General features: G+C 67.8%; 24 protein-coding genes and 2 pseudogenes. 19 read left to right on the plus strand and 7 right to left on the minus strand.

The window, feature by feature from the left end; translation table 11 throughout:
• Nucleotides 1–40 precede the first annotated feature (40 nt).
• The gene (locus MSG_RS08285; RefSeq protein ID WP_096438685.1) at nt 41–1,462 is read left to right on the plus strand and encodes an MFS transporter; all 1,422 of its coding nucleotides are present in this window, start codon (nt 41–43) and stop codon (nt 1,460–1,462) included.
• A 71-nt stretch (nt 1,463–1,533) separates the two neighbouring features.
• On the opposite strand, the gene MSG_RS25130 is transcribed toward MSG_RS08285, so the two are convergent.
• The gene (locus tag MSG_RS25130) at nt 1,534–1,677 is read right to left on the minus strand and encodes a hypothetical protein (protein ID WP_162899174.1); all 144 of its coding nucleotides are present in this window, start codon (nt 1,675–1,677) and stop codon (nt 1,534–1,536) included.
• Nucleotides 1,678–1,853: 176 nt separating this feature from the next.
• Here MSG_RS25130 and MSG_RS08290 point away from each other — a divergent pair, with 176 nt between their 5' ends.
• The 3 genes from MSG_RS08290 to MSG_RS08300 are packed head-to-tail and all read left to right on the plus strand — an operon-like array spanning nt 1,854 to nt 4,828.
• The gene (locus MSG_RS08290) at nt 1,854–2,705 is read left to right on the plus strand and encodes a siderophore-interacting protein (RefSeq protein WP_096438687.1); all 852 of its coding nucleotides are present in this window, start codon (nt 1,854–1,856) and stop codon (nt 2,703–2,705) included.
• Nucleotides 2,706–2,738: 33 nt separating this feature from the next.
• Entirely contained in the window at nt 2,739–3,899 is a 1,161-nt protein-coding gene (locus MSG_RS08295) for a lactate 2-monooxygenase (protein WP_096438689.1), read from the plus strand.
• A 32-nt stretch (nt 3,900–3,931) separates the two neighbouring features.
• Nucleotides 3,932–4,828, plus strand: coding sequence for a tyrosine recombinase XerC (locus MSG_RS08300; RefSeq protein ID WP_096438691.1), 897 nt, complete (start codon nt 3,932–3,934; stop codon nt 4,826–4,828).
• A 5-nt stretch (nt 4,829–4,833) separates the two neighbouring features.
• Here the strand turns inward: MSG_RS08300 and MSG_RS08305 are convergent.
• A pseudogene (locus MSG_RS08305) lies at nt 4,834–5,301 on the minus strand (M23 family metallopeptidase); the annotation flags it as partial.
• A gap of 321 nt (nt 5,302–5,622) precedes the next feature.
• Here MSG_RS08305 and rpsB point away from each other — a divergent pair.
• From rpsB to MSG_RS08320, 3 genes are read left to right on the plus strand one after another with little or no spacing between them, the layout of a single operon-like run.
• Nucleotides 5,623–6,468: a 30S ribosomal protein S2 gene (rpsB, locus tag MSG_RS08310; protein WP_096438695.1), complete on the plus strand. Its 846-nt coding sequence runs from the start codon at nt 5,623–5,625 to the stop codon at nt 6,466–6,468.
• Nucleotide 6,469: 1 nt separating this feature from the next.
• Entirely contained in the window at nt 6,470–7,309 is an 840-nt protein-coding gene (gene tsf / locus MSG_RS08315) for a translation elongation factor Ts (RefSeq protein WP_096438697.1), read from the plus strand.
• A gap of 31 nt (nt 7,310–7,340) precedes the next feature.
• Entirely contained in the window at nt 7,341–8,750 is a 1,410-nt protein-coding gene (locus tag MSG_RS08320; protein ID WP_096438699.1) for an amidase, read from the plus strand.
• A 43-nt stretch (nt 8,751–8,793) separates the two neighbouring features.
• Here the strand turns inward: MSG_RS08320 and MSG_RS08325 are convergent, their stop codons facing one another.
• On the minus strand, nt 8,794–9,213 hold the full coding sequence (locus MSG_RS08325; protein ID WP_096438701.1) for a MarR family winged helix-turn-helix transcriptional regulator: 420 nt from the start codon (nt 9,211–9,213) through the stop codon (nt 8,794–8,796).
• A 9-nt stretch (nt 9,214–9,222) separates the two neighbouring features.
• Between MSG_RS08325 and MSG_RS08330 the strand changes: the two are divergent.
• From MSG_RS08330 to MSG_RS08340, 3 genes and pseudogenes are all read left to right on the plus strand, one after another.
• Nucleotides 9,223–9,636: pseudogene (locus MSG_RS08330) on the plus strand (ChaB family protein).
• A 418-nt stretch (nt 9,637–10,054) separates the two neighbouring features.
• Complete coding sequence (locus MSG_RS08335) at nt 10,055–10,612, plus strand: MPT63 family protein (RefSeq protein WP_096438703.1); 558 nt, start codon at nt 10,055–10,057, stop codon at nt 10,610–10,612.
• Nucleotides 10,613–10,753: 141 nt separating this feature from the next.
• The gene (locus tag MSG_RS08340; RefSeq protein ID WP_096438705.1) at nt 10,754–11,689 is read left to right on the plus strand and encodes a lysophospholipid acyltransferase family protein; all 936 of its coding nucleotides are present in this window, start codon (nt 10,754–10,756) and stop codon (nt 11,687–11,689) included.
• A gap of 49 nt (nt 11,690–11,738) precedes the next feature.
• Here MSG_RS08340 and MSG_RS08345 read toward each other — a convergent pair whose 3' ends face one another.
• Entirely contained in the window at nt 11,739–12,485 is a 747-nt protein-coding gene (locus tag MSG_RS08345; RefSeq protein ID WP_232011263.1) for a winged helix-turn-helix domain-containing protein, read from the minus strand.
• A gap of 219 nt (nt 12,486–12,704) precedes the next feature.
• Complete coding sequence (gene mbp1, locus MSG_RS08350; RefSeq protein WP_096438709.1) at nt 12,705–12,944, minus strand: microaggregate-binding protein 1; 240 nt, start codon at nt 12,942–12,944, stop codon at nt 12,705–12,707.
• A gap of 357 nt (nt 12,945–13,301) precedes the next feature.
• Here mbp1 and pyrH point away from each other — a divergent pair, with 357 nt between their 5' ends.
• From pyrH to MSG_RS08380, 6 genes are all read left to right on the plus strand, one after another.
• Entirely contained in the window at nt 13,302–14,093 is a 792-nt protein-coding gene (gene pyrH / locus MSG_RS08355; RefSeq protein ID WP_096438711.1) for a UMP kinase, read from the plus strand.
• Between the two features lie 64 nt (nt 14,094–14,157).
• Complete coding sequence (gene frr, locus MSG_RS08360) at nt 14,158–14,715, plus strand: ribosome recycling factor (protein WP_096438713.1); 558 nt, start codon at nt 14,158–14,160, stop codon at nt 14,713–14,715.
• A 30-nt stretch (nt 14,716–14,745) separates the two neighbouring features.
• Nucleotides 14,746–15,660 carry a phosphatidate cytidylyltransferase gene (locus MSG_RS08365; RefSeq protein WP_096438715.1) on the plus strand — a complete coding sequence of 305 codons (915 nt, stop codon included), beginning with the start codon at nt 14,746–14,748 and terminating at the stop codon, nt 15,658–15,660.
• Nucleotides 15,661–15,681: 21 nt separating this feature from the next.
• A complete protein-coding gene (gene rlmN / locus MSG_RS08370) occupies nt 15,682–16,785 on the plus strand; it encodes a 23S rRNA (adenine(2503)-C(2))-methyltransferase RlmN (RefSeq protein ID WP_096438717.1) in 1,104 nt (367 codons plus the stop codon).
• 55 nt (nt 16,786–16,840) lie between these two features.
• Complete coding sequence (locus MSG_RS08375) at nt 16,841–17,347, plus strand: protein disulfide oxidoreductase (RefSeq protein WP_096438719.1); 507 nt, start codon at nt 16,841–16,843, stop codon at nt 17,345–17,347.
• Nucleotides 17,344–18,210: a cytochrome c biogenesis CcdA family protein gene (locus MSG_RS08380; protein WP_096438721.1), complete on the plus strand. Its 867-nt coding sequence runs from the start codon at nt 17,344–17,346 to the stop codon at nt 18,208–18,210. Before MSG_RS08375 ends, MSG_RS08380 begins: the two co-directional genes overlap by 4 nt.
• Nucleotides 18,211–18,232: 22 nt before the next feature.
• On the opposite strand, the gene MSG_RS08385 is transcribed toward MSG_RS08380, so the two are convergent.
• Complete coding sequence (locus tag MSG_RS08385; protein ID WP_096438723.1) at nt 18,233–18,487, minus strand: DUF2631 domain-containing protein; 255 nt, start codon at nt 18,485–18,487, stop codon at nt 18,233–18,235.
• 141 nt (nt 18,488–18,628) lie between these two features.
• Entirely contained in the window at nt 18,629–19,291 is a 663-nt protein-coding gene (locus MSG_RS08390; protein WP_096438725.1) for a fasciclin domain-containing protein, read from the minus strand.
• Between the two features lie 172 nt (nt 19,292–19,463).
• Here MSG_RS08390 and dxr point away from each other — a divergent pair, with 172 nt between their 5' ends.
• The 3 genes from dxr to ispG are packed head-to-tail and all read left to right on the plus strand — an operon-like array spanning nt 19,464 to nt 23,131.
• Nucleotides 19,464–20,660, plus strand: a complete 1,197-nt coding sequence (gene dxr, locus MSG_RS08395; RefSeq protein WP_232011194.1) for a 1-deoxy-D-xylulose-5-phosphate reductoisomerase — start codon at nt 19,464–19,466, stop codon at nt 20,658–20,660.
• A gap of 52 nt (nt 20,661–20,712) precedes the next feature.
• Complete coding sequence (locus MSG_RS08400; protein WP_096438729.1) at nt 20,713–21,933, plus strand: M50 family metallopeptidase; 1,221 nt, start codon at nt 20,713–20,715, stop codon at nt 21,931–21,933.
• Between the two features lie 19 nt (nt 21,934–21,952).
• Nucleotides 21,953–23,131 carry a flavodoxin-dependent (E)-4-hydroxy-3-methylbut-2-enyl-diphosphate synthase gene (gene ispG, locus MSG_RS08405; protein ID WP_096438731.1) on the plus strand — a complete coding sequence of 393 codons (1,179 nt, stop codon included), beginning with the start codon at nt 21,953–21,955 and terminating at the stop codon, nt 23,129–23,131.
• Nucleotides 23,132–23,140: the final 9 nt, after the last annotated feature.

The raw sequence follows: 23,140 nt of genomic DNA on the forward strand, positions 1-23,140 counted from the left end.
GTGGTGGTCGTAATACCGATCATGCTCACCAAATTTCCACATAAGCGTTGCTCAGGCCGGGTGGGTTTCGAGTGGATACCTAGTTTCGTATGTTGTCTTGGTTCTCCCCGGTGGGCGATTAGGTGCCCGGTTCGGGGAGCGCAACATCTATCTTGCAGGGCTTCTGGTATTCGTATTGGCTTCATTGGGTTGTGGTCTCTCCGGCACGTTCACGGCTCTGATCGTGGCTCGTGTCATTCAAGGTGTCGGTGCTGCGTTGATGGCGCCGCAACCTATGGCGGTCGTGACGCACATCTTTCCAGCGGAGAATCGCGGACCTGCAATTGCATTGTGGTCAATGGTCGGGGGGGTAGCCGGGTTTTGTGGTCCGATCGTTGGGGGCGGTATTATCACCAATCTGGGGTGGCAGTGGATCTTCCTGATCAACCTGCCGATCGGAATCATTGCATTCGCGCTAGCCGCCGCTTATGTTCCTGTTCTGCCGAATTCGTCTCAGAATCTCGACGTGCTGGGAACGGTCTTCAGTGGAGTCGCGATCGCGCTTGCAGTCTTCGGAATCCAATACGGCCCGCAGTATCACTGGGCTCGCATCGCTGGCTCTTACATCACCGTGAGTGAAGTTCTCGCTCTGAGTTTGCTCTTCGCTGCTGTCTTCATCCTTCATCAGTGGAAGTACGCTACGGAACCCCTGATCTCATCACGGATTTTCAGAAATCGGAATTTCTCCGCTGGACTTGCAGCCAATATAATTGGAACATTTGGATTAGCTTCGTTGGCTCTGCCATTGATGCTCTATGCACAGAATGTGCGGGGCATGTCGCCCGTCGGCGCCGCGCTATTCTTTGTGCCGCTGGGTGTTGCCAGCATTCTGATGGCTCCAGTGGCGGGTTGGCTTACATCCAAGATACAACCACGGATCCTCGCGTTGAGTGGATTTATCGTGATGCTGACGGTGCTGACACTATTGGTAACTGAGTTCGAGCCCACAACTCCGATGTGGGTAATTGGCTTACTTACTGCAGTAATGGGTGGCGGTGCTTCGCTGGCCGGCACAGCTGTCGGGACCGTGACCTTACGAAATCTGTCACCAGACCTCGCTGGTACGGGTTCTGGATTGCTGACCGCGGCGGGTTTGTTTTCTGCCGTGTTGGCCAGCGCGTGCATGGCGTCGATCCTTGATGTCATGCTTGGGAGCCAATCCGGGTTTAGCAGTGGCGATCTCATGCTCGCGGCTGCGCGCATGAGATACGCGCACGGGATTGCGCAGTCGGTCATGTTACCAACGGTCGCCACGTTTTTCGGCGCCCTGGTATGCCTCAAAATGAACGATTTTCCTGAATTACCAAGGTCTTTCCGATGGACTCGTCGCCTCGGGGTGACGAGTCCATCGGAAAGACCTGTCGCGGTGAGCGACGTGTATTCACCCGAAGTCGTAGCGGTCAGCCGCAAGGAGGAATGCTAGACGGTCATCACGCATGGATCCTGCCACCGCAGAACACGTGCGTGCGATGGTCAGCGATGGCCGATTTAGCGTTAACCGTACCGACGGGTCTGCTGCACCGTCGACGTCGGATACCCGGTTCGGGCGCGCATCGCGCCGAGCGTCAGCTCGGGCTCGGACAACGTGAAGGCATCCATGATGCCGCGAATCTTCGCCAGCACCAGCAACGGCTTCACGCCGCCGCACAGCGTCCGCGACGGCGCCTACGGCGGAATTGTCGAGACCCCTCGCTCAGCCCCCATGGTCACGGTATTGGCGGCCATTACGGTGCATTTGCGCACCGCGGTGGCGCCCGACCTGCGGCGACGCCCCGGCTCGTATAGTCGGCTGGGTTCGCTCTAAAGGAGGACTAGTGGCGGGTCGACCTCTTCAGCGCTTCACGGTCGTCGCAACGCGGCACATCGCACCCCATATGGTCCGGGTGCTGCTTGAGGGCAGCGATTTCGGCACCTTCGTGCCCAGCAGTTTCACCGACTCCTACGTCAAGCTGGTGTTCGTCGCCGATGACATCGACGTGGCGGCGTTGCCGCACCCCCTGACCCAGGACAGCTTCTCCGTCCTGCCACCCGAGAAAAGGCCGTCGGTCCGGACCATCACCGTGCGCAAGGTCGACGCCGCGGCCCGCCAGATCGCGCTCGACATCGTGGTGCACGGGGAGCACGGTGTGGCCGGTGCCTGGGCGGCCACCGCCGAGCCGGGTCAGGTCATCTACCTGATGGGGCCCGGCGGCGCCTACACACCCGACCCGGCGGCCGACTGGCATCTGCTGGCCGGCGACGAATCCGCGCTGCCCGCCATCGCCACCGCGCTGGAAGCGTTGCCCCCCAACGCGATCGGCAAGGCCTTCATCGAGGTGGCCGGTCCCGACGACCAGCTCGAGTTGATCGCGCCGGAGGGCGTGCAGGTGAACTGGATCTACCGCGGCGGCCGCGCCGACCTGGTGTCTGACGACCGCGCCGGCGATTTCGCCCCGCTGATCGAGGCCGTCACCACCACGCTGTGGCTGCCGGGCCAGGTGCACGTCTTCATCCACGGCGAGGCGCAGGCCGTCATGCACAACCTGCGGCCCTACATCCGCAAAGAGCGTGGTGTGGACGCGAAATGGGCGTCGTCCATCTCGGGCTACTGGCGGCGCGGCCGCACCGAAGAGACGTTCCGCCAGTGGAAGAGGGAACTGGCTGAGGCCGAAGCCGGTGCCCGCTGAGGGCTCTTCCGCCGGGCTGGCATCCTCTGCTCTATGGCATTCGGTGACTACCAGAACGAGATCTACTTCAAGGGCCTCGGCGGGGTGGCGCCCGCGCTGCCGATGGCCTTCGCGGAGTTGGAGGCGCGGGCCGAGCGGGCCATGTCGCCGTCGGTGTGGTCCTACGTCACCGGCGGCGCTGGCGACGAGCGCACGCAGCGGGCCAACCGGGAGGCGTTCGATCGCTGGGGCCTTATCCCACGCATGTTCGTCGGAGCCAAAGAACGCGACCTGACCGTCGAGGCGTTCGGCCTGACCCTGCCGTCGCCGGTGTTCATGGCACCGATCGGTGTCATCGGCATCTGTGCCCAGGACGGCCACGGCGACCTGGCCACCGCGCAGGCGGCCGCGGCCACCGGTGTCCCCATGGTCGTGTCCACTCTGACCGCCGACCCCATGGAAGACGTCGCCGCGGAGTTCGGCGACACCCCCGGCTTCTTCCAGCTCTACACGCCCAAGGATCGGGACCTGGCCGCCAGCCTCGTGCAGCGCGCCGAAGCCGCCGGGTTCAAGGGCATCGTCGTCACCCTCGACACGTGGATTCCGGGGTGGCGCCCGCGCGACCTCGGCACGGCCAACTTCCCCCAGCTGCGCGGCCACTGCCTGAGCAACTACACCAGCGACCCGGTCTTCCGCGCCAGCCTGCCGCGGCCGCCGGAGGAGGACCCGCAGGCCACCGTACTGCAGTGGATCACGACCTTTGGGAACCCGTTGACCTGGGACGATCTGCCGTGGCTGCGGTCGCTGACCGACCTGCCGCTGATCATCAAGGGCATCTGCCACCCCGACGACGCCCGGCGGGCCAAGGACGGTGGCGTCGACGGCATCTACTGCTCCACCCACGGCGGGCGACAGGCCAATGGCGGTCTGCCCGCGCTGGACTGCCTGCCGGGCGTGGTCGAGGCCGCCGACGGTCTGCCGGTGCTGTTCGACTCGGGCATCCGCAACGGTGCCGACGTCGTCAAGGCGCTGGCCTTGGGCGCGACGGCCGTCGGCGTCGGTCGCCCGTACGCCTACGGCCTGGCGCTCGGCGGCGTCGACGGGATCGTGCACGTGCTGCGCTCGCTGCTGGCCGAGGCGGACCTGATCATGGCCGTCGACGGCTATCCGACCCGGAAAGATCTCACCCCGGACACGCTTCGGCGCGTCGGCTGAGGCGGCGAGCCGGGGCCTGCGACGGTGGGGGAATGCAGGCGATCCTCGACGAGTTCGACGAGTACCTCGACCTGCAGTGCGGCCGCTCGGCCCACACCCGTCGCGCCTATCTCGGCGACCTGCGCTCGCTGTTCGCCTACCTCGATGAGCGCGGCGCCGGCCTGGACGGGCTCAATCTGCCGCTGCTGCGCTCCTGGCTGGCCAGCGGCGCCACCACCGGGGCCGCCCGCACGACGCTGGCCCGCCGCACCTCGTCGGTCAAGGCATTCACGGCCTGGGCGGCGCGGCGGGGCCTGCTGACCGCCGACCCGGCCGCGCGGCTGCAAGTGCCCAAGGCGCATCGCACGCTGCCGGCGGTGCTGCGCCAGGATCAGGCGCTGGACGTCATGGCCGCCGCGAAATCGGGTGCCGAGCAGGGCGATCCGCTGGCGCTGCGGGACCGGCTGATCGTCGAGATGCTGTACGCCACCGGCATCCGGGTCAGCGAGCTGTGCGGGCTGGACGTCGATGACGTGGACACCCACCACCGGCTGGTGCAGGTCCTGGGCAAGGGCAACAAGCAGCGCAGCGCGCCGTTCGGGTTGCCCGCCGCCGACGCCCTCGACGCCTGGCTGCGCGACGGGCGTCCCGCCCTGGCCACCGGGCAGTCCGGGCCGGCGCTGCTGCTGGGCGCGCGCGGACGGCGGCTCGACGTGCGCCAGGCGCGCACGGTCGTGCACCAGACCATCGCGGCGGTGGGCGGCGCCCCCGACATGGGCCCGCACGGTCTGCGGCACAGCGCCGCCACCCATCTGCTCGAGGGCGGGGCCGACCTGCGGGTGGTACAGGAGTTACTGGGCCATTCCAGCCTGGCGACCACACAGCTGTACACCCACGTCGCGGTGTCCCGGTTGCGGGCGGTGCACGATCAGGCCCACCCGCGCGCCTAGCGGTCGAGCGGCTTGAGCCGGACGCGCGTGTCCCTCAGCAGACCCAGCGGGTCGACGTAGTGGGCGCCGGACGCCGGGCCCCACATCGCACCCCAGTGCAGGCACGCCGGGGCGGGGCAGCCGCCGTGCCCGGCCAGCAGCTCGCCGAGCACGGTCTGCGCGGTCACCGGCTGACCGGCGCGGACCGCCGCCCGGACCGGCTCGTAGCTGGTGCGCAGGCCGCCCGGGTGGGCCAGCGACACCACCGGCCGCCCGGCCAGCATCCCGGCGAACACCACGATGGCCGGCCCGGCAGCGTATACCTGCTGGCCAGGGCGCCCCGGCAGGTCCACGCCGCGGTGCCCGGGCTGCCAGTCCGGGGAGGGCGCATCGAAGCCGCGGACTCTGCCGTCCAGGGCCGGCGCCGGTCGCAGCGGCCAGTCCAGGCGGACGTCGTCGGGGTCGGCGGCCGCCGGGGTGGCGCCGACCAGGGCCACGCACGCCAGCAGCGCTACCCACCGCACATCTCGAGTTCACCGCCGCGCCCACACCAGGGCCAATCGTCGCCGTCGATCTGTGCATGAATACCCAGGTGTGGAAGACACATGGGAAAAAGCACCAGCTGAGTCGGTGTAAACTGCTCGTCGCGGCCCGTTAGCGGGCTGACTTCGCGCGTCTGCATGGCGGCTCCCGTCCCACTAGGAGTTCGCATCGCCTGCCGGGAGGTCCCGCAAGGGTCCGGCATCGCAGCAGTCGCCAGGGCCCGGCCTCAACCCGATGCTGGGCGACAACCGAAACAAAGGAATGGCATCACCATGGCCGTCGTGACCATGAAACAGCTGCTGGACAGCGGCACCCACTTCGGGCACCAGACCCGTCGCTGGAACCCCAAGATGAAGCGGTTCATCTTCACCGACCGCAACGGCATCTACATCATCGACCTGCAGCAGACGCTGACCTACATCGACAAGGCGTACGAGTTCGTCAAGGAAACCGTCGCCCACGGTGGCAGCGTCATGTTCGTCGGCACCAAGAAGCAGGCGCAGGAGTCGGTCGCAGCCGAAGCGACCCGCGTCGGCATGCCCTACGTGAACCAGCGCTGGCTGGGCGGCATGCTCACCAACTTCTCCACGGTGCACAAGCGTCTGCAACGCCTCAAGGAACTCGAGGCCATGGAGCAGACCGGTGGCTTCGAGGGCCGCACCAAGAAGGAAATCTTGATGCTGACCCGTGAGAAGAACAAGCTCGAGCGCAGCCTCGGCGGTATCCGCGACATGGCCAAGGTGCCGTCGGCGATCTGGGTCGTCGACACCAACAAGGAGCACATCGCCGTCGGCGAGGCCCGCAAGCTCGGTATCCCGGTCATCGCGATCCTGGACACCAACTGCGACCCCGACGAGGTCGACTACCCGATCCCGGGCAACGACGACGCGATTCGCTCGGCGGCGCTGCTGACCAAGGTGATCGCCTCCGCGGTCGCCGAGGGCCTGCAGGCGCGCGCCGGCGTGGGCCGCGGCGACGGCAAGCCCGAGGCGGATGCGGCCGAGCCGCTCGCCGAATGGGAGCAGGAGCTGCTCGCCTCCGCGACCGCGACCGCGACGACTACAGCCACCACCGACGCCGCTGGAGGCGCACCCGAACCCACCCTCACGGAAGGCTGATATGGCGAACTTCACCGCTGCCGACGTCAAGCGTCTTCGCGAGCTCACCGGTGCCGGCATGCTCGACTGCAAGAACGCGCTGGCCGAAAGCGACGGCGACTTCGACAAGGCCGTCGAGGCACTTCGCATCAAGGGCGCCAAGGACGTCGGCAAGCGCGCCGAGCGGGCCACGGCCGAAGGCCTGGTCGCAGCCAAGGACGGCGCGCTGATCGAGCTCAACAGCGAGACCGACTTCGTTGCCAAAAACGACGAGTTCCAGAAGGTGGCGAGCGAAATCGTCGCGGCGGCAGCCGGATCGAAGGCCACCGACGTCGACGCCCTCAAGAGCGCTTCTATTTCTTCGGGGTCGGCGACTACCACGGTCGAGCAGGCCATCGCCGATCTGTCCGCCAAGATCGGGGAGAAGCTCGAGCTGCGTCGCGTCGCGTTCTTCGACGGCACGGTCGAGACCTACCTGCACAAGCGGGCCGCGGACCTGCCGCCGGCCGTCGGCGTGCTGGTGGAATACCTCGGCTCGGACCCGGACACAAGCTCAGCGGCCGCGCACGCCGTGGCGCTGCAGATCGCCGCGCTCAAGGCTCGCTACCTGACGCGGGAGGACGTCCCCGAGGACGTCGTCGCCAGCGAGCGGCGCATCGCCGAGGAGACAGCCAAGGCGGAGGGCAAGCCGGAGCAGGCACTGCCCAAGATCGTCGAGGGCCGGCTGAACGGCTTCTTCAAGGATTCCGTGCTGCTCGAGCAGCCGGCGGTGTCCGACAACAAGAAGACGGTCAAGGCGCTGCTCGACGAGGCGGGCGTGACGGTGACGCGGTTCGTCCGCTTCGAGGTGGGCCAGGCCTAGCCGGCGCACCCGAGGCGATAGCGTCAGTGTGATGAGACGCGTGCACGCTTTCGCCGATGATGCCCTCGGTGACCTCGACGCCGTGGGCCTCGGCGAGGCCATCCGCGTCGGCCGGATCGGCCGGCCCGAGGTCGTCGAGGCGGCCATCGCCCGGGCCGAAGCGGTCAACCCCGCGCTGAATGCCCTGGTGTACAGGGCGTTCGAGCATGCGCGCAAGACCGCGGCGGCCAACCCGTCCACCGGGTTCTTCAGCGGCGTCCCCACGTTCATCAAGGACAACGTGGACGTCGCCGGCCAGCCGACCATGCAGGGCGCCGATGCCTGGCAGCCGTTCGACGCCGCCGCCGACGGCGAGTTCACCCAGCTGTATCTGTCCACCGGGCTGACGTCGCTGGGCAAGACGCAGATGTCCGAATTCGGGTTCAGCGCGTCCGCCGAGCACCCCCGGCTGGGACCGGTCCGCAATCCGTGGGACACCGACTACACGGCCGCGGCATCGTCGTCGGGTTCGGCGGCCTTTGTCGCCGCCGGCGTGGTGCCGATCGCACATGCGAACGACGGCGGGGGATCGATTCGAATCCCGGCCGCCTGCAACGGGATCGTAGGCCTCAAGCCGTCGCGGGGCCGGTTGCCGCTGGACGCTGGGCTGCGCCGGATGCCGGTCGGCATCGTCGCCAATGGCGTGCTAACCCGGTCGGTCCGCGACACCGCGGCGTTCTACCGGGAGGTCGAACGCCTCTGGCGCAATCCCAAGCTGGCGCCCGTCGGCGACGTCACGGGACCGGGCCGGCAGCGATTGCGCATCGCCGTGGCGACGCGGTCGATCCGGCGCGAGTGCAGCCCCGAGTTGCGTGAGCTCACGCTGAAGACGGCCGCGCTGCTCGAGGAGCTCGGCCATCGCGTCGAACACCTCGATCTGCACCCGATTCCGGACAGCTTCGTCGACGACTTCGTGCTGTATTGGGGGTTTCTGGCGCTGGCCGAGGTGCGGACTGGGCGCCGCGTGTTCGGCGACACCTTCGACCGCGCCAAGCTCGACGCCCTGACGCTCGGCCTGGTACGGCACGCCGGCCGCAATCTGCGCCGGATTCCGACGGCGATCCTGCGGCTTCGGACGATGCGGCGGCGCAGCGCCGAGTTGTACCGCACCTACGATGCGCTGCTGACTCCGACGCTCGCCGACCCGACACCGCGGATCGGTTACCTGGCGCCCACCGACTACGAACAGGTGATGGGCCGGTTGATCGATTGGGTGACGTTTACCCCGCTGCAGAACGTTACCGGGGATCCGGCGATTTCGCTGCCGCTGGCCCAGGCCGCCGACGGCATGCCGGTGGGGATGATGTTCGCCGCCGACATCGGTCAGGAGGCGCTGTTGCTCGAACTGGCCTACGAGTTGGAAGCGGCCCGGCCCTGGGCCCGGATCCAGGCGTCCGGATAACTGCGCGGGCGATCCGCTTCGCCGCGCTCGCGATCGCCGCTGGTCAGTCCGACCCGAGCCGTTCCAGCATGCGCTTGAACTCGCGCCGCTGGGGCGCCGTCAGCTTCTCCAGGATGCGGTCGTCGGCGATCCGCACCGCGGCCTCCGCCCGTTTCAGCAGCGTGCGGCCCTGAGCGGTCAGCGTGGCCGGCAGCGCCCGCCCCGACGACACCGACGCCGGTCGCGCGACGGCGCCGACCTCTTCCAGCCTGCGCAGCACCGTGTTCATGGCCTGCGGTGTCACGTTCGAGTTACGCGACAATTCGGCGCTCGACAGGCCTGGGGTCGTGGAAAGCATTCGCAGGCAGACGAATTCGGGAAGCGTCAGGCCCAGCGGGCCCAGCACGGCGGAAACCTCGGGCCGCAGCACGGCCGCCACCCGGTACAGGAGGTAGCCCAGGGGAGCATCGTCGGTCGCAGCCACGCCAACGATATTGACATATCGACTCGCCGGCCGGACGCCTCGTGGCCGCCGTTGCCGAGCACCCTGCGTCGTTCCGACGCCAAGGCACAACGAACGTTCGCCAAGGCGCACGATTCGGCGGCCGACGAATACGGCAGCGAGGAGCGCGCCAACCGGGTGGCCTACGCCGCCGTCAAACGCAGTTTCGAAAAGGTCGGCGACCACTGGGAGCCCAAGGAGAAGAAGGGGCCCTCGGACGAACGCGCCTAACGCGGCGGCCTGCGAAACACCGCGCCCTCGGCCGAGGGCGTCGACGCCAACGCCAGCAAGAAGCATCTGCTTGACATCGCCCGGCGCCTGGACGTGCACGGGCGCTCGACGATGACCAAATCCGAGCTGGTTGACGCGATCAAGAAGCACAACCGCAAGGTGCGGAGCAAGTAGCCGACTTTTGCCAAAGCGGCTGTCCAACCATAACTTTCGCCACGGAATCGCTGGTCGCCGGACGGCCGAGCGAGCCGGCCGAAATCGCGAATCATGTTGTATTCCAAACCATTTGTCATTCGCGCGGCAATAGACGTCGAGCCGGCCGCGATGCCCCCGTGAACCGAGTTGGCGATGAGGCTTTTGAGACTGGATGAGATCTCTGAGGTATTTGCGGGCGATTGTGGCGCAATGACATTAATCGGGTGCATAGCGAATTGACCTGCATCCGAATGTCTGCCGTGTTACCGCAGTTCGGGAGCGGGATGTTTGAATCCCGTTTCGACCGGCTATGCGGATTGAGTTGCGGTGATAGGCCTCCGCGCTGGGGGCCAATCATCGTGGTGTTGGAAATGATTCGGACTGAAAGGTATTCAGCATGAAGTCCACTGCAATGAAATCGGTGATCGGGGCCGCCGGTATCGTCGCTGTCGGTGTTTTCACCGCAGCGACCACATCGGCTGCGCCACCCAACATCCAGGGATTCGGCACCAGCGAGCAGCTGGTGGACGGGCCGCTGATCACCAACTACACCGTGAGCAACCTGCAGCCGAGCAACGCGGCGATTCCCGGGTACACGCCGAAAGGCACGTTGTACCAGGCCGATGTCACCGCGCGGGCCGACGGCGGGCTGGTCACCCCGATGGTCAACGACTTCATCGCCCGCGGGCCCAACGGCCAGAATTACCGGGTGATCGACAAGGTCCAGGCCCCGGGCAGCCTTAACCCGGCGCCGATCGCGCAGGGCAACGAGTCCACCGGCACCCTCTACTTCGACGTGACCGGCGCGCCGCCCAACGGCGTCGTCTACAACGACGGAATGCAAGACATTCTGATCTGGACGTCAAACGTGCCGGGCGGATCGGGTCCCGGCGTAACGCCGAACACCACGCCGGCGCCGGGTGCGCCTCCGGGACCGGCTCCCGCGCACACCTAGGCCGCGGGCCCGCCCGAGCCTGAAAAGGTTTCAGAACTCCCCGCGCCACCGCCGGTGGCGTGGGGAGTTCTGCGTCAGCACCCCCGCCATGTCACCGAAATACGAAGAATCGGATCCGGCGCGGATGGGTACCCGTCCACCATGAGTAACACCGATCACAGGCCCGCACAGTTGCGAGCCCAGTCACAGAAACATGCCGAACAGGCGCGGGCGAAAATGGCGGAGCGACGCAACGGCCGGGACGGCGGAGTGAGCGGCTGGGTGGCGGAGCGCGCCGGCCGGTGGGATCTCAGCGGGCAGGACGAAACCACCCTGCAGCGCCAGAGGTTTTTCTGGAACGTGTTGGTCGACTATTGGTTTCGCATGGAAATCGACGGCTGGGAGCACATTCCCGCGCCGCCGGCCCTGCTGATCGGCATCCACTCCGGGGCGCCGTTCGTCTGGGACGCCTGGACCGTCGGCCTGCAATGGTGGCGGCGGTTCGGTCAGCAACGCCCCCTGCACGGCACCGCTCATGACGCCCTGATGGCCATCCCGCTGTTCGGGCGCTACTTCCGGTCGATGGGCGTGCTGCCGGCCGCGCCGGATGCCATCGCCACCGCCCTGGCCGAGGGCCGCGATGTGGCGCTGTGGCCCGGCGGGGAGGTCGACTCGCTGCGGCCCTGGACAGAGCGCGATCGCGCAAACCTGGCGGGACGTTCGGGTTTCGTGAAGATGGCGATACGCGCCGGGGTCCGCATCGTGCCGGTCGCGACCGTCGGCGGGGCCGATGCCATGCCGGTGCTCTTCCGCGGCGACCGGCTCTCGCGAATCTTGCACCTCGATCGCGTTCTGCGGCTCAAGGTCTTTCCGCTGGCTATCTCGCTGCCCTGGGGCATCGCCCCGGCCGCTTTGCCGCAACTTCCGTTGCCGGCCAAGATCAGGACCCGGTTCATGCCCGCGATCGAGCTCGACCACGATCCGGTGCGCGCCGAGGACGACGACTACGTCGACCGCAAGTACCGCGAGGTCCAGGACAGCATCCAGCAAGGCATGGACGCGCTGGCGCGCAAACGGGCGCTGCCGCTGTTTGCGTAACGCGAAGTCCTTGTAGCGCAGGACTTTCGAATTCGAACGTGCGGTGCGGTCAACGAGCGACGGCGTCGGACGCCGGCTCGTCCGCCGACGCCCACGCCGGTTGCTGCACCGGGTCGGTGAATATCCACTGCGGCTGCGGCGGCGTCAGCGCCATGTAACCCACCCCGCGGACGGTGTCGATCATCGACTCGTGTTGGGTGCCCAGCTTGGCGCGCAGCCGTCGCACGTGGACGTCGACTGTGCGGACCCGTCCGGTGGAGTCGTATCCCCACACCTCGTGCATCAGCCGGGTCCGACTGAAAGCCCGACCCGCATGTTGGACAAGGAAATTCAACAATTTGAATTCGGTGGCGGTCAGCCCCAGCTCCTTGCCGCCCAGCGAGGCGGCGAAGGTGGCGGGGTGCAGCAGCAGGTCGCCGAATTTCAGGGTGCCGTCAACGGCGTTGCGCCGTCGCTTGATCGCGAGTCGCAGCCGTGCCTCCAGTTCATCGGCCCCGGCGGCGGGCAGCAACACGTCGTCGCAGTGCCAGTCGATATCGACGGCGACGAAGTTGGTGGGCGCTACGACGACCACCACCGCGACACCGGGCGCGGTAGAGGTGAGCCGACGGCAGACCGCGCGGGCCGCCGCGAGGTCGCTGCGCGCATCGACGATCGCCGCGTCGACGGCATGCCGGCGCCCGGCGCCGTCGTCCTGGAGGGCCGCCCGGCGCATGGTGTGCGTCAACGCCTTCAGCGCCGGCAACGCCGCTTCGAAATCGTCCTGGTCAGAGACGAGTAGGACGTCCAAAGCTATCTCCAAACCTCGTGAGGGGTGTGCCTTACCCCTGCCCCCGTCGGCACTCGCAGGGAGATTTCTGCCAGCGCAACGCTGTGTACCCCCCAGGGGGTGAAGTATGCCAACTTTTCGGTTCACGGTTGGGGAAAATCCACGTCCCGGCATCGGATCCGGAAAACCCCACTCAGTCGATGGGTCCGGTCCGTGTACACGGACCGGACCCATCCTGGTGGCAAGCTATTGGTGCGACTTCTGGCGCTCCTCGGCGACCTCGGCACTGCCACGAGCCGCCTCGGCCTCGGCCTCTTTCTTGGCCGCGTCGCGCTGGGCTTCGGCCTTGTCCTGCTGCGCCTGGCCCTCGCGAGTCAGGTCGTCTTGACCGGTGACCGCGCCGACGGCTTCTTTGACCCGGCCCTTGACGTCTTCAACGACGCCCTTGACGGCTTCCGCGGGTCCTGACTTGTTGTCGTCCGACATGGATGATTCCCCCTCAGTGGCGTACTGGCGTGAGCGCTGCAACGCTCCTGGCAATCGATCGCGTCGATCGATCCAATGACACGGCGGGGCGGGGCCCTGCATTCTCAAAACCACTGGTTCCCGCCGTCTCGGACGTTATTCCCAGGCCACCGGCAGCTCAAACATGCGGTGCCGGAAAGCAAGTCGTGATCATCCGATGCCTGGGTGACCTGCGCAGACGGGTTGCGGCGTCGACCCGGACCGTCGAGCGGACACATAATGCACCCCGCCGGGGCGCGATTGTGTTGCGATGGGGCAGGATGTGAATGCCGTTCCGGAAAGGGCCGTCCGGGATCGCACTGTCATGCGAGGAGTCTGATGACGCAGCCCGAGCCGAACAGCGCCAACGGGGCGCAGCCATCCTCCGGGAACCACCCAGAAGCGTCCGGCCAGCCGCCGAGCCGGGCCAAGTATTCGCGAGTGCTGCTCAAGCTCGGCGGCGAAATGTTCGGCGGCGGTCAGGTCGGACTGGACCCCGATGTCGTCGCCCAGGTGGCCCGGCAGATCGCCGAGGTAGTCCGCGACGGCGTCCAGGTCGCGGTGGTGATCGGCGGCGGCAACTTCTTCCGCGGCGCGCAGCTGCAGCAGCGCGGTATGGAGCGCACCCGCTCGGACTATATGGGCATGCTCGGCACCGTCATGAACAGCCTTGCGCTGCAAGACTTTCTGCAGAAGGAAGGCATCGACACCCGGGTCCAGACCGCGATCACCATGGGCCAGGTCGCCGAGCCTTATATTCCGCTGCGCGCGGTTCGTCACCTGGAGAAGGGCCGGGTGGTGATCTTCGGGGCCGGCATGGGGTTGCCATATTTCTCCACGGATACCACCGCCGCCCAGCGGGCGCTGGAGATCGGCGCCGAGGTGGTGCTGATGGCCAAGGCGGTCGACGGCGTATTCACCGAGGATCCGCGCGAGAATCCCGATGCCGAACTGCTCACCGCGATCAGCCATCGGGAAGTCATCGATCGCGGCCTGCGAGTGGCCGATGCCACGGCGTTCAGCCTGTGCATGGACAATGGCATGCCGATCCTCGTGTTCAACCTGTTGACCAACGGCAATATCGCCCGCGCGGTTGCTGGTGAGAAGATCGGAACGCTGGTCACCACCTGAGGGGAAGGCGCGGAAATGCGTGCCGCGACGATGCAGAGCGCAGCTATGAGGAGGAGAGGCACAGATGATTGACGAGGCCCTCTTCGATGCCGAAGAGAAGATGGAAAAGGCCGTCACCGTCGCGCGGGACGACCTGTCCAACATTCGAACCGGCCGCGCCAACCCGGGCATGTTCTCCCGGATCGTGATCGACTACTACGGCACCAACACCCCGATCACCCAGCTGGCCAGCATCAACGTCCCCGAAGCCCGCCTGGTGGTGATCAAGCCGTACGAAGCCAATCAGGTGAACGCGATCGAGAACGCGATCCGCAACTCCGACCTCGGTGTCAACCCCACCAACGACGGCACCCTGATCAGGGTGGCCGTACCGCAGCTCACCGAGGAGCGCCGCCGCGAGCTGGTCAAACAGGCCAAGAGCAAGGGCGAGGACGCCAAGGTCTCGGTGCGCAACATCCGCCGCAAGGCGATGGAGGAGCTGCACCGCATCCGCAAGGACGGCGAAGCGGGCGAGGACGAGGTCGGCCGCGCGGAGAAGGACCTGGACAAGACCACCCAGCAGTACGTCAACCAGATCGAAGAGCTCGTCAAGCACAAAGAAGGCGAGCTGCTGGAGGTCTAGCGGCCGCTCAGCAGCTATGTTTTCGGGTCAGTGGCAACCTCCGACGCCGGCACCGGCACCCAGTCCGACGAATCGGCTCGTGGGGCCAAGAAGACATCGCGGGCGGGACGCGATCTGCCCGCCGCGATAGCGGTGGGCCTGTTCACCGGTGGCCTCGTCGTCGTGACGCTGCTGGTCGCGCCGCGGTACTGGGTGGTCCTGTGCGCGGGAGCGATCCTGGTCGCCAGCCACGAGGTGGTCCGGCGCCTGCGCGAAGCGGGCTACGTCATCCCGCTGATCCCGTTGCTGATCGGCGGGCAGGTCACCGTGTGGCTGACCTGGCCGTACGGTGCCCGGGGCGCGTTGGCCGGGTTCGGCGCCACCGTCGTGGTGTGCATGTTCTGGCGGTTGTTCATGCACGACGAAAGCCGGCACCACGATCCGGCGGCCGGTCCGCCGCCGCCGTCGAACTACCTGCGCGACGCGTCGGCGACCATCTTCCTGACCGCGTGGGTCCCGCTGTTCGCCTCGTTCGCCGCGTTGCTGGTCTATCACCCGCAGGAGGGCGCGGCGCGGGTTTTCTGCCTGATGATGACCGTCGTCGCCTCCGACGTGGGCGGGTACACGTTCGGTGTGTTGTTCGGCAAGCACCTGATGGTTCCGATGATCAGCCCCAAGAAGTCCTGGGAGGGTCTGGCCGGATCGCTGCTCTGCGGGATCACCTCGGCGTTGCTGATCGCCACCTTTTTGGCCCGCCGGCCCCCGTGGGAGGGTGTCGTGCTGGGCGTCGTGCTGGTGCTGACGTGCTCGCTCGGCGATCTGGTGGAATCTCAGGTCAAGCGCGACCTCGGCATCAAGGACATGGGCCGGCTACTGCCCGGCCACGGCGGTCTGATGGACCGGCTGGACGGGGTGCTTCCGTCGGCGGTCGCGGCCTGGACGCTGTTCACCTTGCTGCCCGCCTGACACCGCCATACTGGACACGTGATGGTCGGAGAATTGGTGTTCGATGCGCCGCGCCGCGGTCTGCCGCCGCGGCATCTGGCCGACCTCGACGAGGCGGGGCGCGCGTCGGCCGTCGCCGAACTCGGGTTGCCGCCGTTTCGGGCCAAGCAGCTCGCGCAGCAGTACTACGGCCGGTTGATCGCCGATCCGCGGCAGATGACCGACCTTCCGGCCGGCGTGCGCGATGCGGTCGCCGAGACGATGTTCCCGAATCTGCTCACGGCGGCCACCGAGATCACCTGCGACGCCGGCCGGACGCGGAAGACGTTGTGGCGCGCCGTCAACGACCCTGCCGGCACCACGTTCGAATCGGTGCTGATGCGCTACCCGCAGCGCAACACCGTGTGCATCTCGTCGCAGGCCGGCTGCGGGATGGCGTGTCCGTTCTGCGCCACCGGGCAGGGCGGCCTGACCCGCAACCTGTCGACCGCCGAGATCGTCGAACAGGTGCGAGCCGCCGCCGTCGCGGTCCGCGACGAATTCTCCGACCGGCTGTCCAACGTCGTCTTCATGGGGATGGGGGAGCCGCTGGCCAACTACGCGAGGGTGCTGGCCGCGGTGCGGCGCATCACCGAGGCTCCGCCGCACGGTTTCGGGATCTCGGCCCGCGCCGTCACGGTGTCGACGGTGGGTCTGGCGCCGGCGATCCGCAAGCTCGCCGACGAGCGGCTCGGGGTGACGTTGGCGCTGTCGCTGCATGCCCCCGACGACGAGCTGCGCGACACGCTGGTCCCGGTCAACAACCGCTGGAAGATCAGCGAGGCCCTGGACGCGGCCCGATACTACGGCGACGTCACGGGCAGGCGGGTCTCCGTCGAGTATGCCTTGATCCGGGACGTCAACGACCAGCCGTGGCGAGCCGACCTACTGGGCGAGCGGCTGCACGGCGCGCTGGGGCCGCTGGTGCACGTGAACCTGATTCCGCTCAACCCGACGCCGGGCAGCGATTGGGACGCCAGCCCGAAGCCGGTCGAGAAGGAGTTCGTCCGGCGGGTTCGCGCCAAAGGCGTCTCCTGCACGGTTCGCGACACCCGCGGGCGGGAAATCAGTGCTGCGTGCGGGCAGCTGGCGGCCGAAGGCAAGTGAACCGCGGCGGCGGGCGGCACGTCGTAGCAGACAAGACCAGCAGAGAAGGAACGCCATGATGAATCGCCTGTTGTCGCCCATGCGGCTGATAGCCGCCGCCCTCTTCGCCGCCGCCCTGATCCTCGGGCTGGCCGCTCCGCCGCCCGCCCAGGCCGCCGACGAACGCCTGAATTTCACCGGGACCACGCTGTCCGGGGCGCCGTTCAACGGCGCCAGCCTGCAGGGCAAGCCGGCGGTGCTGTGGTTCTGGGCGCCGTTCTGCCCGTTCTGCAACGCCGAGGCGCCCGGCGTCGCCCAGGTGGCGGCCGCCAATCCCGGCGTGGCCTTCGTCGGCATCGCCGGGCATTCGAGTGTGGGAGACGAGCAAGCTTTCGTCTCCAAGTACGGGCTGAACTTCACCAACCTCAACGACGCCGACGGCTCGATCTGGGCCCGCTACAACGTGCCGTGGCAGCCGGCGTACGTGTTCTATCGGGCGGACGGCAGCTCGACCTTCGTCAACAACCCCACCTCGGCCATGTCCCAGCAGGATCTGGCCGGCCGGGTGGCCGCGCTGAAGTGAACCAGGGCCTCGTCGGCCTGGCGTTCGCCGCCGGGCTGGTGGCCGCTCTGAATCCCTGCGGCTTCGCGATGTTGCCGGCCTACCTGCTGCTGGTGGTCCGCGGGGAGCGGGAGGGCAGCGCGCTGGGCGGCGTCGGGCGTGCCTTGGCGGCCACCGCGGGGATGGCGCTGGGCTTTCTGACGGTGTTCGGTGTGTTCGGCGCGCTGACGATCTCGGCGGCCGGCGTGGTGCAGCGGTATCTGCCCTACGCGACGGCCGCGATCGGCATCGTGCTCGTCGCACTCGGCGCTTGGTTGGTCGCGGGTAGGGAGTTGGCCGCGCTCACGCCTCGCTCGCTGGGCCCGCGGTGGGCGCCGAAGGCCGGGCAGCGCTCACGGATCCTCGGCATGTACTCCTACGGCGTCAGCTATGCCATCGCCTCGCTGTCCTGCACCATCGCGCCGTTCCTGGCGGTCACCGCGGCGGGCTTTCGCGGCGGATCGGTCGCCGGCGGCGTGCTGATCTACCTCGCCTACGTCGCGGGCCTGACCCTGGTGGTCGGCGTGCTGGCCATGGCCGCGGTGACGGCGAGCTCCGCGCTCACCGACCGGCTGCGCCGGGTCTTGCCGCTGGTGAACCGAATCGGCGGCCTCCTGCTGATCGTGGTCGGACTGTATGTGGGCTACTACGGCCTCTACGAGCTGCGCCTGCTGTACGCCGACGCCGATCCGCAAGACGCGGTGATCTCCGCGGCCGGGCGGCTGCAAGGCCCGCTGGCGGGCTGGGTGCACCAGCACGGCCTCTGGCCGTGGATCGCCGCGCTGGCGGTGCTGGTGATCGCCGCGCTCGCGGCGGCCCGGCGGCGACGCACCCGGGCGCGGTGACGAACCGGAGGGTTACGGCGCGTTACTTGAGCCAGCCGCGCCGGCGGCCCCACCAGTCGCGAACCAGAATCGCGAGGGCGAGCAGGGCGAAGCCGATCAGGTAGGCGTTTTCGACGTGGCCGATGTGGTTACCGCGCAGCATCGCCAGCAGGAAGATGATGATGAACACGCCGAGCCCGTGCCAGGTGCGGATGTTGATCTTGCTCCAGCCCCACGCGGCGGACGGCACCTCGGCGGGATCGACGCCGTTGTAGTGATCGACCTCGGTACTGGCCACGGCGCGTCCCTTCGAATCGGATTGGCTTCCGGTCAAGATTCTGGCATACGCACCGCGCTGGTACCCGGCCCAGGCGCGGGTTGGTGGTCGACCCTGGGAATCAGGGCCGACCACCAGCCTCGGCCGGCCTGCGCCACCGGCTTACGAGGGCGGCATCAAGACCGTGTCGATCATGTACACGGTCGCGTTCGCGGTGTGCACCCCGCCGCACACCAGCCCCGCATCGTTGACCTTGAGGTCATTTCCTTGACCGGCCACCGTCACTGTGGCGCCCTGCAGGGTCGCCGGGGTGCCGTCGACCTTGGCCGGACTGAGCTGACCTTGCACGACGTGGTAGCTCAGGATGCTTTTGAGCAGTACGGAGTCCGTCTTGAGTTTGTCCAGGGTGGCCGCCGGTAGCTTGTCGAATGCCGCGTTGGTCGGCGCAAACACCGTGTATTGCCCGTTGTTGAGAGTGTCGACGAGATTGACGTTCGGGTTCAACTTGCCCGACAAGGCCGCGGTCAGGGTGCTCAGCATCGGGTTGTTCGACGCCGCCGCCGCGACCGGGTGCTGCGCCATGCCGGCCACCGACCCGGGACCCGTGGGGTTTTGCGAGGCATACGCCGAGCACCCGGACCCGATCAGGCCGGCCGCCGGGTCGGCCGTCGCGGTCATCATGGCGGAGGACGCCGTGCCGGCAGGGGGTGCGGTGCTGGGGGTGCTCTGAGCCGTGGGCTTGTTGCTCGAACACCCGGCGATGCCCGTGATGACAATCGCTACGAGACCCGCAGCCGCGAGCGTTTTGGCGTGAACGTTCATCATTGAATTTCGCTTCCTTTGCTCGGCGCGGCCTACCGCCGCCCTCCCGGTTGACACGATTGATTCGGAGTCGCGCCGGTCCTGGATGGGTTCGAAATCCGTTCGCGGTGCGCGCCACCGGAAAGCGCTACGGGCGGACTACGAACACGGGGCGCCGAAACGGCACAATGAGGGGGTGACCCGCCCGACGACCACCGATCCCGGCGCGCGCCTGCGCGTCCTGGTGCTGGGCAGCACCGGTTCCATCGGCACCCAGGCGCTGGAGGTCATCGCCGACAACCCCGACCGCTTCGAGGTGGTCGGGCTGGCGGCCGGCGGGGCAAACCCCGAGACGCTGCGACGCCAGCGCGCCGAGACGGGCGTGACCAACATCGCCGTGCCCGACGAGCGCGCCGCGCAGCACATCGGTGACGTCCCCTACCGCGGTCCCGACGCCGTCACCCGGCTGGTCGAGGAGACCGAGGCCGACGTCGTCCTCAACGCACTGGTCGGGGCCCTGGGCCTGCGGCCGACGCTGGCCGCCCTGCAGACGGGTGCCCGGCTGGCGCTGGCCAACAAGGAATCGTTGGTTGCCGGCGGTCCGCTGGTGCTGCAGGCGGCGCGGCCAGGCCAGATCGTGCCCGTCGACTCCGAGCACTCCGCGCTGGCCCAGTGCCTGCGCGGCGGGGCGCCCGACGAGGTCGCCAAGCTGGTGCTGACCGCCTCCGGCGGGCCGTTCCGCGGCTGGTCCGCCACCGACCTGGAGGCCGTCACGCCCGAGCAAGCCGGCGCCCACCCGACCTGGTCGATGGGACCGATGAACACGCTGAACTCGGCGTCGCTGGTCAACAAGGGGCTCGAGCTCATCGAGACGCATCTGCTGTTCGGCATTGCCTACGACCGCATCGACGTCGTGGTGCACCCGCAGTCGATTGTTCATTCGATGGTCACGTTCGTCGACGGTTCGACGATCGCGCAGGCCAGCCCCCCGGACATGAAGCTGCCGATCTCGCTGGCGCTGGGCTGGCCCCGGCGGGTGGCCGGCGCGGCCGCCTCCTGCGACTTCAGCACCGCCTCTAGCTGGGAATTCGAACCGCTCGACGCCGAGGTTTTCCCCGCGGTGGAGCTGGCCCGGTATGCCGGGGAGACCGGCGGCTGCCTGACGGCGGTCTACAACGCCGCCAACGAGGAGGCGGCCGCCGCGTTCCTGCAGGGGCGGATCACGTTCGGCGCCATTGTCAGAACAATCGCCGACGTGCTGCACGCCGCGGACAAATGGGCGCCGCAATTGGGGGAAGTACCCGCTACCGTGGATGACGTACTAGACGCGCAGCGCTGGGCGCGTGAGCGAGCACAACACGTCGTGCGAGCCGCGAGCCCCGCAGGAGTCTGAAGCAGGGCTCCGCACACGGTTTGAGAAGGTCTCAGAAAGGTCCTGGCGCCTCATGTTTGCTATCGGCATTGCGCTGTTCGCGCTCGCCATCCTCATCTCGGTGGCGCTGCATGAGTGCGGGCACATGTGGGTCGCCCGCGCGACCGGCATGAAGGTGCGCCGCTATTTCGTCGGCTTCGGACCTACGCTGTGGTCCACCCGGCGCGGTGAGACGCAATACGGGCTCAAGGCCATCCCGCTGGGCGGGTTCTGCGACATCGCCGGGATGACGCCCGTCGAGGACCTGGCACCCGACGAGGGCGAGCGGGCCATGTACAAGCAGAAGACCTGGAAGCGGGTCGCGGTGCTGTTCGCCGGCCCGGGCATGAACTTCGTCATCTGCCTGGTGCTGCTCTACGCCATCGCGCTGATCTGGGGCCTGCCCAACCTGCACCCGCCGACCCAGGCCGTCATCGGCGAAACCGCCTGCGCCCCAGCCGAAATCGCCCCCGGAAAGTTCGGTACCTGCGCCGGGCCGGGACCGGCCGCGCTGGCCGGAATTCGCGCCGGCGACGTCGTCGTCAAGGTCGGGGGCACCCCGGTGTCCACCTTCGAGGACATGGCCGCCGCCGTGCGGAAGGCGCACGGCATCATCCCGATCGTCGTCCAACGCAACGGCAACCCGGTCACCACCTACGTCGACGTCACGCCCGTCCAGCGCTACGGCGTCAGTGGCGCCAATGGGCAGGGCGGCCCGAACCAGCCGTCCACGGTCGGCGCCATCGGGGTGGCCCCCGTCCATCTCGCCCCCACCCGCTACGGCGTGCTGTCGGCCATCCCGGCCACCGTCGCCTTCAGCGGCGAGCTGACCGTCGAGGTGGGCAAGGCGCTGGTCGCGATCCCGTCGAAGGTCGGCGCGCTGGTGCACGCCATCGGGGGCGGGCAGCGTGATCCGCAGACACCGATCAGCGTGGTGGGGGCCAGCATCATCGGCGGCGACACCGTCGACCACGGGCTGTGGGTGGCGTTCTGGTTCTTCCTGGCCCAGTTGAACCTCATCCTGGGGGCGATCAACCTGGTGCCGCTGCTGCCGTTCGACGGCGGCCACATCGCGATCGCGGTGTTCGAGAAGATCCGCAACGTCATCCGGTCCACCCGGGGCCTGGTCGCCGCGGCGCCGGTGAACTACCTCAAGCTGATGCCGGCGACCTACGTGGTCCTGGTGTTCGTGGTCGGGTACATGCTGCTGACGGTGACCGCCGATCTGGTGAACCCGATCCGGCTCTTCCAGTAAACGATCGAAAGGGGGAACAGTGACGATTGGCTTGGGCATGCCGGAGGCACCCGCGCCCACGCTTGCCCCCCGGCGCACCACCCGCCAACTGATGGTCCGCGACGTGGGGGTCGGCAGTGACCATCCCATCTCGGTGCAGTCGATGTGCACCACCAAGACCCACGACGTCAACTCGACGCTGCAGCAGATCGCGGAGCTCACCGCGGCCGGCTGCGACATCGTCCGGGTGGCCTGCCCGCGCCAGGAGGACGCCGACGCGCTGGCCGAGATCGCCCGGCACAGCCAGATCCCGGTGATCGCCGACATCCACTTCCAGCCGAAGTACATCTTCGCCGCGATCAACGCCGGCTGCGCCGCGGTGCGGGTGAATCCGGGCAACATCAAGGAGTTCGACGGCCGGGTCGGCGAGGTGGCCAAGGCCGCGGCCGCCGCGGGCATCCCGATCCGCATCGGCGTCAACGCCGGGTCGCTGGACAAGCGGTTCATGGAGAAGTACGGCAAGGCCACGCCCGAGGCACTGGTCGAGTCGGCGTTGTGGGAGGCCTCGCTGTTCGAGGAGCACGGTTTCGGCGACATCAAGATCAGCGTCAAGCACAACGACCCCGTCGTGATGGTCGCCGCCTACGAGCAGCTGGCCGCCCGGTGCGACTACCCGCTGCACCTCGGCGTCACCGAGGCCGGGCCCGCGTTCCAGGGCACCATCAAGTCCGCGGTCGCCTTCGGCGCGCTGCTGAGCCGCGGCATCGGCGACACCATCCGGGTGTCGCTGTCGGCGCCGCCGGTCGAGGAAGTCAAGGTCGGCATCCAGATCCTCGAATCGCTGAACCTGCGGCCGCGCGGGCTCGAGATCGTGTCCTGCCCGTCGTGCGGGCGTGCGCAGGTCGACGTCTACACCCTGGCCAACGCCGTCTCCGCGGGGCTGGACGGCCTCGACGTGCCGCTGCGGGTCGCCGTGATGGGCTGCGTCGTCAACGGACCCGGCGAGGCCCGCGAGGCCGACCTGGGCGTCGCGTCCGGAAACGGCAAGGGCCAGATCTTCGTGCGCGGCGAGGTCATCAAGACCGTGCCCGAGGCTCAGATCGTGGAGACGCTGATCGAAGAGGCTCAGCGGCTCGCCGCTGAAATGGGCATGGCGATGGACAGCGATCACGGTCCTGAAACAACAGCGAGCGGTTCGCCGATTGTGACCGTAAGCTGATGATTGCCG

It is taken from the genome of Mycobacterium shigaense (assembly GCF_002356315.1).
In the GTDB taxonomy this organism is placed as follows: Bacteria; Actinomycetota; Actinomycetes; order Mycobacteriales; family Mycobacteriaceae; genus Mycobacterium; species Mycobacterium shigaense.